Consider the following 12576-nt stretch of genomic DNA (forward strand, 5'->3'; position numbering starts at 1 on the left):
TGGGAGCGAGCATGCTCGCGAAAGCGGTGTATCAGCCGGCGCAGATGTTGAATGTGCCGGCTTCATCGCGAGCAAGCTCGCTCCCACAGGGATGGGTTGTGTATTTGAAAGATTATTGGAGCACTACAGATGTCCCCCTCGCCCCAACCCACCTGGCCTGACGAATACAAGGCCTGCCTGGCCCTGGCCTTCGACCTCGATGGCCCGACCGGTGACGCCATGCTCAACGGCTCGATCTGGCGCAAGCCCGAGTATTTCGGTTTCGGTGGCTATGGCCCTTACCGGGCGCTACCACGCCTGCTCGATCTGCTCGACGAGTTCCGTATCCCGACGACATTCTTCGTGCCGGCCTGGGTCGTAGAGAACTGGCCGAGACAGTGCCAGGCGATTGTCGAGCGCGGGCATGAGGTGGCTTATCACGGCTACAAACACGAATCTTTTTACGCCCTGACGCTGGATCAGCAAAAAGAGGTGATGAACACCTCCCGCGAGGTGTTCTGGAAACACCTGAATATTCGCGCCGAAGGTTTTCGTACGCCGTCCGGCGACTGGCGTGCCGAAACCCCGGCAATGCTGGTGGAGGCCGGTGTTACCTACTCCAGCAGCATGCGCGGTGATGATCGACCGTACCTGGTGAACGTACCGGGGTTCGATACGCCGCTGGTGGAAATCCCTGGCCGCTGGGAAATGGACGACTACGCCTCCCTCGCCTACACCCGCGCGCCGAACTTCCCATCCGGGCTGGACCGCACGGCCAGCTACGCGCTGACCTTGGATAACTGGTGCCGCGAATACGACGGCGCGATGGACGAAGGGTTATGCCTGACCACCCTGTTCCACCCCAAGATTACCGGTAAGCCGGGGCGCATCCTGCTGCTGGAAAAACTCTTCGAACACATGCGCCAGCGCGACGACGTGTGGTTCGCCACCTGCCGCGACGTCGCCCAGTGGTGGCTGAAGGAGCATCACCATGGCTGATTCCACTCTCTGGCCCAAAGGCTATCGCTGCGCCGTGGTACTGACCGTCGATTACAACGACATCCACGGCATCCTGACCCAAGCCCCGGAAGTCGCCGGACGTGACAAGACCTTGTCGGTATGGCGCTACGGCACCCAACGCGGCGTGGAGCGGTTGCTCGGCCTGTTCAAGGAACTCGGGGTCTCCAGCAGTTGGTTTGTCCCCGGTATCGTTGCGCAGGAAAACCCCGAACACATTCAGGCGATCCAGGCCGACGGCCATGAAATCGCCTGCGCTGGCTATCGTCATCAGGACTACGACACGCTGGACCTGGCCGCGCAAAGCGATGACATCGCCAAGGGCTGTGAGGCCCTGGCCGGGCTGACCGGCCAGCGTCCGCTCGGCTTTAGAATCCCGGCGGGCAATGGTGCGCCGGGGTTCATCGAGGCCTTGAAAGCCCAGGGCATTCATTGGTCCTCGTCATGGCGCGGCGATGACTTGCCATTCGCTCACCCGACGGCACCCAGCGTCATTGAACTGCCTCTGCATTATGAACTGGAAGACGAGCCTTACTTCGCCTTCAACTTGAGCCCGGCGGTGCCGCCGGGGCAATCGCGGATCGCGTCCTACAGCCACACCTTGGGCAATCTGCAAATGGACTTCGCCGGGTTTCATCGCTTTGGCCTGTGCTACGTGCTTCGCCTGCACCCGGAAATCATCGCCACGCCGGGACGGATAGGCGTGTTGCGCGAGTTGATCGAGGGCATTCAACAGCACGATGACGTGTGGATCGCCACGGGTGCCGAGGTCGCGCAGTGGTGGGCAGAAACCGCAACGCCGGTCGCCGAGGATCATCCGGCGTCAGTTTACGAGCGACATTATCGGGATTACGTTTTATGAGCGAACGTCTGCAACGTGTCGCGCAATTCTGTGTGGACCTGCGGTTTGAAGATTTGCCGCCTGCGTTGGTAGCGCAAGCCAAGCGGCACATTCTCGATACGTTCGGCGCAACGCTGGCCGGAGCTGATAGCGGTGTCGCAGAACAGGCGCGCAAGGTGTTTGTCGGTGAAACGGGTGAGGTGTCGGTTTGGGGCACTGATCTGCAGGTTGGCGCGGCTCAGGCAGCAATGCTTAACGGTGTTGCCGCCCATGCCCTGGAGCTGGACGACACCGGTGGCTGCGATCATTCCGGTGCCGTTGTGCTGCCAGCGGTGATGGCGGCAGTCTCGCAGCTTGCACGGCCAGTGAGTGGTCGTGAACTCATCAGCGCCGTAGTGATCGGCTATGAAGTGGGCCGTCGGGTGCTCGAAGCATGCGGTGGCTATTCAGCCCACAACGGCGCCGGTTGGCATTCCACCGCGACCTGTGGAGTGTTCGGTGCGGCAGCAGCCAGCGCGCGGATCCTGGGCCTGGATGCGCGGCAAACCCTCGCGGCGCTAGGCATTGCCGGCAGCTTCAGCGGTGGCCTGTGGGCCTTCATCCACGACGGCTCGCAAAGCAAGAAGCTGCACAGCGGACGTGCCGCAGAAGGTGGGCTACTGGCGGCGCGGTTTGCCCAACAGGGCATCAGCGGGCCGACGCAGTTGTTCGATGAGGTCTGGGGTGGTTTTTTGAGAACCCTCGCCCCGAAGACCTCCATGCCCGAAGCGCTGGATGCGGACCTCGGCGTGGCCTGGAAGCTCGCCCGCTGCTCGATCAAACCCTATGCCTCCTGCCGCGGGACCCATTCGGCCATCGACGCCCTGGGGCTGCTGCTGGATCAATTGAATGCACAGGTCGACCAGGTTGAAGACGTGCAGGTGCGGCTGAGCGGGTTTCTTCACAACATGTGTGGCGGCCGGGACGTCAGCACCCTTGCAGCGGCGCAAATGAGCCTGTCATATGCCTTGGCCGCACGACTGGTGCAAGGGCATTGTCGATTGCAGGCGTATGACGATTCACAACGTAACGATCCGCGCATGACCCGATGGCTGTCGCGCATTCACCTTGAAGTCGACCCGCGCCTGTCCGAGGATGGCGAGCCCATGGTGACGCTGCGGACCGTGGATAGCCGGCAGGCGAGCTTGTGCGTAGAAGTGCCATTGGGCGCACCAGGCAATCCGCTGACCGATGTGGCGCTGGAACAGAAGTTTTTCAGCCTGGCGATGCGGGTGATGCCGCGGGAACAGGCTGAAGGACTGCTGGAGCAACTGCGGCGCATTGAAGAACTGCAATCGGTACGCACACTGGATCGGTGGCTTGTCCGCGATAGCCGCGACGCGGTATTGCGGCGAACGCCAAACATCTGAATAAGGATATTTGCACCACCGTGGCCACTTACTCGCTCGTTATCCGACGCTTGATGATCGTTTCACTGACCATCGTCGTCAGCCGCGCCATTACCAGTCCATTGCTCACGCTATTTTTGAGCAACAAGTTGGGCCTCAACCAACAGGATGTCGGCTTGCTGCTCGGTATCGCAGTGTTCATCGCCACCCTGTTGGCGCTGTATGGCGGCTATGTCATCGATCGCCTGGAAAAGCGCCGACTGCTGATCCTGGCGATGCTCTCCAGTGCCATCGGTTTCATCCTGCTGACCTTTGCCGAAAACCTCTACCTGACCACCATGACCGTGGTGATCACCGAGACCGCGTCAGCGCTGTTCCTTATCGGTTCGAAAGCGATCCTCAGCGAAAACCTGCCCATGGGCCAGCGCGCCAAGGCATTTTCCCTGCGCTACACCCTGACCAACATCGGCTATGCCACCGGCCCCATGCTCGGCGTGGTGATTGCCGGTGTCTACCCGATAGCGCCGTTCCTGATCGCCGCTGGCATCGCGTTTTTCAGCATCTTCCTGATGACCGGCATCCCCAGGGATGCCGCGCCGCCAGCGGCCATTGGTCAACCGCCCAGTTTTCTCAAGACGCTCAAGACCCTGAAAAGCGACCGTACCCTGATCATGTTCACGTGCGGCTGCCTGCTCAGCACCGTGGTGCATGGACGCTTCACCCTCTACTTGTCGCAATACCTGCTGGTGACCCACGACTCCAAACACGCGCTGGACATCATGGCCGCCCTGCTCGCCTGCAACGCCATCACCGTAATTGTGCTGCAATACCAGATCGGCCGGTTCCTCGATCGCGAGAAGTTGCGCTACTGGATTGCCGCGGGCACCAGCCTGTTCATGCTTGGCCTGATCGGCTTCAGCCTGGCGGACGACATGGTGAGCTGGTGCGTGGCGATGTTCATTTTCACCCTCGGTGAAATGATCATTTACCCGGCCGAATTCCTTTTCGTCGATACCCTGGCCCCGGAAGAACTGCGCGGCAGCTACTACGGAGCTCAAAACCTGGCAGCGCTCGGCGGCGCCCTGAGCCCGGTGATCTGCGGATACCTGCTGATGCACACCCCGGCACCGACGATGTTCTATGCGTTGAGCGCGCTGACCGCGATTGGAGGCCTGCTGTGCTTCATGAGTGGTCGCCGGATGGCTATTGTGAAAAAGTAATGTCGTAAACCAGCACCTGTCAGGCTTCTATTACGACGCCTGAGCGCGCGGCGCGATGAAATTTATTGCAGAGCCGGATATGCTAAGGCGCCATCCCCCCGGTTGGCCTGGCTTGCAAGGAATGCGTCATGGAGTTCGTGGTTCATAGCTATTGCCTGAAAGGCGCACGCCAGGAGCCTTTGCTGCCCCCTGTCACCCTGACACCAAGCTCGTTGACCTTGACGGTCGCCGAGCTCATTCACCTGACCGTTGCCGAGCAGATCGCCGCGCTGTCGGTCCAGCACTGGCTGGAACACGTGTCGCTGCGTGAAGTGCTCGACCGCCAATACCTGAACGAGCGGGACGTTCTTCAGCAAGCCAGTGAAGGTGCGGTGGTCATGCCCCAAGCCAGCGCACCTCCAGACCTGGATGTCGGCGTTGAGGTCGAGCGAGCCCTGAAGGGTTTTGAGGCCCGTGCGTTCCGCGTCCTGCACAACGGCGTCATGCTGCAAAGTCTCGATGAGACAATCGAATTGAGCCCCCCTTCCACCCTCGCGTTTATCCGCCTGGTGCCGCTGATTGGCGGTTGATCCTCGTCACTCTCTTCCTCGGATACCCTCATGCAATCACGCCGTCCTGTGCCCGAACAAGCCACACGCCTCGCTGCGCTGCGAGCATTCTGTGATAGAGCGCTGGATGACTATCCCGAGCTCAGCCCATATGACCAATTCGAGCCCGATTTCTGGGACGGCATCGACTGCCTGCGCATAGCCGATGACTGGGTCAGGCAGCATCCCCAGGAGGGGCCCAAAGCGCTGGCTGATGGTTTTGTGTTCCCGACCGTTTGGGACGATCTGGAGGACCGCCGCGATCAACAGCGCTATGGCCTGCAGTATCGACTCTGCGATGCCTGGATCACGGCTCACCCGGATGCCTATTCACTGGAGCAGATCTGCGCGCGGCTGCAGCACATGCTGCAATTTGCCTTCGAGGACAGTGACTATCCATTGCCCACTGACGAAGATGGCCCGGCCTATTACCGAAGAAGCCCGGACCAGGCCTGGGCCTTGCCTGACGTCCCGGCGTGCATCAGTCGCCTGAGCAATTACCCGCCCACCCCAGCCTGGCAGACCTTCGCCGAATGGTTGCTGGACGGCAGCTGGAACCGCGAGCAGCCCCCTTCGGCGCCCGGTGACGAACAAAGGAAAATCGCCGACGCGTATATCTACGGGCACAAGGAAATCCAGCGCATCGCGCTGGGCCTGCTGGAAGCGGGCCGCCTCGACTACCCTCGCTTCGTCCGGGCAGCCAATACCTGGGGCCGCGCCATGATGTTCTACGCCGACGACGCCGGGCTGGACAGCGATGATGTGGACCTGGATCGGTACGCCGAGGAAGCGTTCGACGAGAACGATTCAAACGACGAGGCCGCGGAAGACGAAGGCCTCGATGATGAGTCGTCCCAGAGCGGTGAGCCCCCCACTGAAGAAGCTGCTGCGGTGCCCCCTGAACTGGTGAACTTCACCGTTCGTTATGTCGAGGACGCCCTGGCTGGATTGCCCGCTAACGCCGAGAAGCTGGCTGACACCTTCCGTTCGGTCGAGGTGTATCAGACCCGCTGGTTGCTGCAGGCCCTGGCGGTCGTCGAACGACTGGGCATGACGCCGGATAACTTTCTCGACGGATCCGGCTACACGGCCGCGGTGCTCGAACGCTTCCTGTCGCTTCAGGCGTTGCCCAAGCACCCGTCGGCAGAGCTGCTCCCGGCGCTGACCGGTTTTTCCAGAAACAGCCTGCTGACTGCCCTGCCCTACGCCGGACAAGCCAGCCGTGTGGTGCTCGACGCGCTCGGTTGGAGTGATCTGCAAGCCTTCCAGCGTGAATACCTGAACATTGCCCTGGCACCTCAGTCCGGCTGGGGCACTGACCTGCCCAATACGCTGGATGAAACCGTGGGTGTGGTGGACCGCTACCTGCTGGGCAAGGCACTGGCCGAAGCCGACCCCGACCACCTGCGCGAATACCTCGCGGCACTTGAACCCTCGCACTGGGCATTTCCCGAGACGCGTGTGCTGCTCGACGCCTACCAGGGCATCGGTCGACCGGCGCTGGAAAAGAAGTTGACCCGCCACGCACAGCCGGCCATGCGCATCTATGGCGTGCTGCCCGTCAAGGATGCGGACGACGTACGCCAACGCTATCTGACCCTCAAGAAACTGCACAAAGAGGTGCGCAAATACGGCGCTCAACGCCAGGCCAACTCCCACGCAGCGGTACAGGCAGGCCTGGAAAACCTGGCGCGTGTCGCCGGTTACCCCTCGGCGATTCGCCTGGAATGGGCCATGGAATCGCAGATCGCCGAATCCGCGCTGACGACCGCCACCATCGATGGCTATGACATCACGCTCGTCATCGACGGCTTGTCGCCCACCTTGCACATCTGCAAAGCCGGAAAGACACTCAAGACCGCGCCGCCTGCGGTGCGCAAAAACCCAGACTTCATCACCCTCAAAACGCAGCAGACCCAGCTCAAGGAACAGATCGCCCGCTTCTGCCGCACCCTGGAAACGATGATGAGCAGCGGCGAAATCCTGGCTCTGGACGACCTGAAGCCGCTGTTGAAAATGCCCGCGGTTCGCCTGCTGCTCGAACAGCTGATTGTGCAAGCCGACGACGCTGCGCTGGGCTGGCTCGATGCCGCAACGCTGACGGTGACTGACCTGGAAGGCCGCCAACACGTCGTTGAAAAGACTCTGCGTATCGCTCACCCTTTTCATCTGTTCACGGCCGGACAACTGTCGGCCTGGCAGAAAGAAGTGGTGACCCAGCGCCGCGTGCAGCCGTTCAAACAGGCCTTTCGCGAGCTGTACCTGTTAACACCTGCTGAGCGAGACACCGGCCTGTGGTCCAACCGATTTGCCGGCCACCGCCTCAAAGGCAAAGTCGCCGCCCGGTTGCTGCAGGTCCGCAACTGGTCGATCTCAAGCGTCGAGGACATCTACTACGAGAGCAAAGAGCACGGCATATACGCCATGTTCAACTTTCTGGATACCGGCCATTATCTCTCGGAAACAGAACACTTTACCTTCGACACGATTGCGTTCCACCGCGACCAAAAAGCCCTACCCCTTGAGCAAGTACCACCGCTGCTGTTCTCGGAAATCATGCGCGACGCCGACCTGCTGGTCTCCGTGGCCCACACCGCAGACGACTACAGCACCAGCCAAGAAACCCTGCAACGCCGCGCCGAACTGGTCGGTGAGTTGGTTCAAGGGCTAGGGCTGCGAAACGTTAAATGTGAAGGGCATTTTCTGCACATTACCGGCCAGCGTGCGAACTACCGCATTCATCTGGGCAGCGCGGCCATCCATATCGAACCTGGCAACTACCTGTGCATCGTGCCCGCAGGCAGCAGCTCCACGGAGTTCTACCTGCCGTTCGCCGACACCGACAGGAAAATGGCCGAGGTGTTGAGCAAGATGTTTCTGCTGCTGGACGACATGAACATCACCGACAACCTGATACTGGAGCAGATACAGCGCGGCGGCTGATGTTCAAAAATTCACCCGACTCAGCGCTTCGCTTTCGCCAGATCCGCAATCAGAAAATCCCTGAAGGCACAAACCGCTGCCGGTAGATTGCGGCCGGCCATGCTTTGCAGTTCGATGCGGCGTGCCTTCATGCCTTCGTCAAGGATCGGCACGCATTGCAGGACCCCGTCCGCCACCTGCTTTTGCAAGGTCATTTCGCTGGCCAGGCTGATAACGCCTTCTTCGCGCACGAAGCTATAGAGCGCGGCAACGTAGTTGGTGGTCAACACCGGGTCGAACAACAATCCCTGTACACCGCAACAGATGTCGAACAGTTGCCGTATCGTGGTGTCGGCCTTGGGTAACGCAATGGGCCAGGGTTGTAACTCGGCGAGGCTGACCGCTTCACGTCCGGCCAAGGGATGGGAATTGGCAACCACGGCAAAAATCGCCCCGCTCAGGACATGTTCGACCTTGATTTCCTTCTGCGGCGTCAGGCTGAAAGTCATCGCCAGATCGGCTTCGCCGGAACGCACCTTCTCGGTCGCTTCGGCAGGCGCACAGACCTCCAAGGTGAAATGAATGCCCTGATACTCACGCCTGAACGCGCTGATGCTCCTGGGCATGTATTCCAGTGCAAAGCCTTCCGAACAGGCAACATGCACATGGCCGCGCTGCAAGCCATGCAGTTCGGTAATCTCCAGCACCACCTGCTCAGCCTCAAGCTGCGACTTGCGCGCATAGGCCGCCAGTCGCGCCCCCGCCTCGCTGAGCACCATCCCTCGGGCACGACGCTCAAACAGGCTGGCATCCAGGGCCAACTCGAGCTTGGCAATCTGTCGGCTCACTGCTGACGCGGCGACATTCAAGCGCACGGAAGCATCGCTGATCGATCCGCATCGCGCGACTTCCAGAAAATAACGCAGTGCCGTGGACTGCACACCATACAGTTGCATCGGTGCCCCCATGGATTGCCTTTTCGGCAACGCAAGTATCGAAATATTATTCTTGTGGCATTGATAGCCTTTCCCTACATTCGTGTCCAGACCAAAAAAAACTACGCCTGAGCTTCTCCTCCTCGTTTACCGCATTTGCGATTCGCTGCCCTTTGATTCAACCACTCTCGCCAACGGAGACGACGGCATGGGCATCAAAGGTTTCGCCTGCAGTATTGCGCTGATGGGCCTCATCAGCAGTTTTCCGGCGCATGCCGGTAAAGCCAACGACACCCTGGTTTACGCTTCCGACAGCGAGCCTGAAAACATCAGCCCCTATCACAACGATCTACGCGAAGGTGTGATTCTCGGCCGGCTGATCTGGGACAACCTGATCTACCGCGATCCCAAAAGCGGCGAATACAAACCCATGTTGGCCACCCGCTGGACACAGGTCGACGACACCACCATCGACTTTGAGCTGCGCAAAGGCGTCAAATTTCACAACGGCGATGCCTTCACCGCCGACGACGTGGTGTTCACCCTCAACTACGTGGTGTCGCCCGAAGCGAAAGTCGTTACCGTGCAAAACGTAGACTGGATCAAGAGCGCCGAAAAAACCGGTGACTACAGCGTCCGCCTGCATTTGAAAAAACCTTTCCCTCCGGCACTGGAATACCTGTCCAACGCCGTTCCCATGTTCCCCAAGCAGTACTTCGAGAAGGTCGGCCTGGCTGAATTCAGCCGCAAGCCAGTGGGTACCGGGCCGTATAAAGCCGTGTCGGTGGTGGCTGGCGAAGGCGTGACCATGGAGATCAACAAGGACTACTTTCCAGACAGCCCACAAGGCAAGCCGCATATCGGCCACCTGAAGTTCCGGGTGATTCCGGATGCAGAAACCCGTCTGGCCGAGTTGATGACCGATGGTGTCGACTGGACGTGGCGTGTGACCCCGGATCAGGCAGTCGACCTTAAAGGTATGCCGAACCTGACCGTGACCAGCGGCGAAACCATGCGCATCGGCTTCCTGATTCTCGATGCTCGAGGCACCTCCACGGAAAACTCGCCGATGAAGCAGCTCAAGGTGCGTCAGGCCATCAACCATGCGATCAACCGCAACGCGCTGGCCACGCAACTGGTGGGGGGCGAAGCCAAGCCCTTGCAGGTGGCCTGTTATCCAGGCCAGTTCGGCTGCGATACCACCGCGGCCACGGTCTACAACTACGACCCGGCCAAGGCCAAGGCGTTGCTCGCCGAAGCCGGTTACCCCAATGGCTTCGAGACAGAAATCTTCGCTTATCGCGACCGGGATTACGTCGAAGCCATCATCGGCAACCTGCGGGCCGTGGGCATCAACGCCAAGCTGCGCTACTTGAAGTACGCCGCCCTGCGCGATCAGCAACGTGGCGGCAAGGTACCCATGTCGTTTCAGGCCTGGGGCTCGTTCTCGATCCTCGACACCTCGGCGTCGGCCGGCACCTGGTTCAAGGGCAATCCGGACGACAACATCAAGGATCCGCAAGTCCAGAGCTGGTTGCAGACCGCTGACAACGCCCTCGACCCGCAATTGCGCAAGGACAACTACCGCAAGGCGTTGCAGCGCATCAGCGAACAGGCGTACTGGGCGCCGCTGTTCAACTACTCGATGAACTACGCCTACACCTCCGAGCTGGCGTTCACGTCGTACCCGGATGAGCTGCCGCGTTTCGTTCAGTCCAGTTGGAAGTAATCCGCCACCGAGCGGATTGATCGAGAGGTGCCGTGGCTTGCGGACTGACCCGCGCCACGGACACGTCCCCATACCTGTCATCCATTGGATATGAGGAAACTTGCCATGCTTGGATTCCTTCTGCGCCGTCTGGGCATCGCCATTTGCGTTGCCATTACCGTATCGGTGATCAGCTTTTCCCTTTTGCACCTGTCCGGCGACCTGGCCACGGCCATCGGCGGACCGGAAGCCACCAGCGAGCAGATCGAACAGATCCGCGTGCAGTACGGTTTGGACAAACCGCTACCGACCCAGTACTTCAACTGGCTGGGCGATTTGTTGCGGCTGGACCTGGGCAACTCGTTTTTCTTTCAGGAGTCGGTCTACAACCTCGTCGCCAGCCGCTTGCCGATCACCCTCGGGTTAGGCGCCATGGCGCTGGCTATCGCCTTGCTGGTAGCGATTCCACTGGGCGTGCTGGCCGCAGTCAAACGCGACACCTGGGTTGACCGACTGGCCTTGAGCATCGCGGTGCTGGGTCAGGCAATGCCCAGTTTCTGGTTTGCGCTGATGCTGATCGTAGTGTTCGCGGTGACGCTCAAGTGGCTGCCGGTATCCGGCAACTCGACCCTGCTGCACTTCGTCATGCCGGCCATTGCCCTGGGCTATTACGCGACTCCGGCAATCATGCGCCTGACCCGTGCAGGCATGCTTGATGTGCTCAGTTCCGATTACATCCGCACCGCCCGCGCCAAGGGCCTGCGCCCTGCCCGCGTGTTGTTCAAGCATGCACTGCGCAACGCCTTGATTCCGGTCGTCGCCCTGGCGGCGGTGGAGTTTGGCTTCATGCTCGGTGGTTCGGTGGTGATCGAAACCGTGTTCTCCCTGCAAGGCATCGGACAACTCGCCTGGGACGCCATCGCCCGTGATGACTTTCCAGTCGTACAGGCCGTGGTCCTGCTCATCGCAGTGATCTACATCATCCTCACCTTGCTGGCCGATGTGCTCAACGCACTGCTCGACCCGCGCATTCGCGTGCGCTAGGAGGCTTACATGAGCACCCCCACTACCCTCGCGATCAATGACTACCTGCCACCCCCCAGCAGCCTGAGCCGCGTACTTGGCAAGAGCTTTCGTCATCGTGGTTTCGCCATCGGCACGGTGTTGTTGCTGATGATCTTCACGGGGGCGCTCTTCGCGCCGTGGCTGGCACCTTATGACCCTTATGCGCAAGACGTGATGCTGCGTATGAAACCGCCGGTATGGATGGCCAACGGCACCTGGGAATACCTCCTGGGAACCGACAAGCTGGGCCGTGATTACCTGTCACGACTGCTCTACGGCGCACGTATCTCATTGTTCATCGGCATTGCGGCGGCGCTTATCTCCGGCTTTATCGGCACCGTCATGGGGCTGTTGGCGGGTTACTACGGCGGCAAGGTCGATGCATTCATCAGCTACCTGATCACCACCCGGCTGGCGATGCCGGTCGTGATGGTCGCGCTGGCCTCGGCCTCGCTGATGGGCGGCTCGCTGAAAGTGGTGATTGTGCTGCTCGGCTGCCTGCTCTGGGATCGCTTCGCGGTGGTGGTCAGGGCTTCGGTGCAACAGATTCGCGATGCGGAATACGTGGCCTCGGCCCAGGCGCTGGGCTGCTCGACCCTGCGCATTCTGGCCAGTGAAATCCTGCCCAATCTGGTCGGCGCGCTGATCGTCGTCGCGACGCTGGAAATGGCCCACGCAATCCTGCTGGAGTCGGCACTGTCATTCCTCGGGGTGGGTGTGCAGCCGCCGACGCCGTCCTGGGGCTTGATGATCGCCGAAGGCAAACCCTACATGTTCTTTTCCCCGTGGGTCATCGCCATTCCCGGCGTCGCCCTGATGATTCTGGTGCTGGGCATCAACCTGGTCGGCGATGGCCTGCGCGATCTGATCCTGCCCGACGGTCGTAACTGATAGACAGCCGTAGCTGATAGACG

Annotated in this window: 10 protein-coding genes; 9 read left to right on the forward strand and 1 reads right to left on the reverse strand. The window is 60.5% G+C overall.

The features are described 5' to 3' along the window. The first annotated feature begins 129 nt into the window (after window positions 1-129). From AB4O22_RS14660 to AB4O22_RS14685, 6 genes are all read left to right on the forward strand, one after another. Window positions 130-978 (forward strand): polysaccharide deacetylase family protein, encoded by an 849-nt coding sequence (locus AB4O22_RS14660; protein WP_460096596.1) that lies wholly within the window; start codon window positions 130-132, stop codon window positions 976-978. Continuing rightward, complete coding sequence (locus tag AB4O22_RS14665; RefSeq protein ID WP_460096598.1) at window positions 971-1858, forward strand: polysaccharide deacetylase family protein; 888 nt, start codon at window positions 971-973, stop codon at window positions 1856-1858. The genes AB4O22_RS14660 and AB4O22_RS14665 overlap by 8 nt, the downstream gene beginning before the upstream one ends. After that, a complete protein-coding gene (locus AB4O22_RS14670; RefSeq protein WP_460096599.1) occupies window positions 1855-3246 on the forward strand; it encodes an MmgE/PrpD family protein in 1392 nt (463 codons plus the stop codon). The genes AB4O22_RS14665 and AB4O22_RS14670 overlap by 4 nt, the downstream gene beginning before the upstream one ends. A 20-nt stretch (window positions 3247-3266) precedes the next feature. Further along, window positions 3267-4445 (forward strand): MFS transporter, encoded by a 1179-nt coding sequence (locus AB4O22_RS14675; RefSeq protein WP_223470449.1) that lies wholly within the window; start codon window positions 3267-3269, stop codon window positions 4443-4445. A 128-nt stretch (window positions 4446-4573) separates the two neighbouring features. Continuing rightward, complete coding sequence (locus tag AB4O22_RS14680; protein ID WP_223470451.1) at window positions 4574-5014, forward strand: hypothetical protein; 441 nt, start codon at window positions 4574-4576, stop codon at window positions 5012-5014. Window positions 5015-5044: 30 nt separating this feature from the next. Continuing rightward, the gene (locus tag AB4O22_RS14685) at window positions 5045-7975 is read left to right on the forward strand and encodes a DUF4132 domain-containing protein (protein ID WP_460096602.1); all 2931 of its coding nucleotides are present in this window, start codon (window positions 5045-5047) and stop codon (window positions 7973-7975) included. A gap of 20 nt (window positions 7976-7995) precedes the next feature. Here the strand turns inward: AB4O22_RS14685 and AB4O22_RS14690 are convergent, their stop codons facing one another. After that, window positions 7996-8910, reverse strand: a complete 915-nt coding sequence (locus AB4O22_RS14690) for a LysR substrate-binding domain-containing protein (RefSeq protein WP_460096604.1) — start codon at window positions 8908-8910, stop codon at window positions 7996-7998. Between the two features lie 187 nt (window positions 8911-9097). On the opposite strand from AB4O22_RS14690, the gene AB4O22_RS14695 reads away from it, so the two are divergent. From AB4O22_RS14695 to AB4O22_RS14705, 3 genes are all read left to right on the forward strand, one after another. Next, complete coding sequence (locus tag AB4O22_RS14695; protein WP_039011547.1) at window positions 9098-10618, forward strand: ABC transporter substrate-binding protein; 1521 nt, start codon at window positions 9098-9100, stop codon at window positions 10616-10618. A 105-nt stretch (window positions 10619-10723) separates the two neighbouring features. Beyond that, the gene (locus tag AB4O22_RS14700; protein ID WP_223470455.1) at window positions 10724-11641 is read left to right on the forward strand and encodes an ABC transporter permease; all 918 of its coding nucleotides are present in this window, start codon (window positions 10724-10726) and stop codon (window positions 11639-11641) included. Between the two features lie 9 nt (window positions 11642-11650). After that, window positions 11651-12553, forward strand: a complete 903-nt coding sequence (locus AB4O22_RS14705) for an ABC transporter permease (RefSeq protein ID WP_460096606.1) — start codon at window positions 11651-11653, stop codon at window positions 12551-12553. The last annotated feature ends 23 nt before the right edge of the window (window positions 12554-12576 follow it).

Source organism: Pseudomonas sp. S3_B11, from assembly GCF_054667715.1.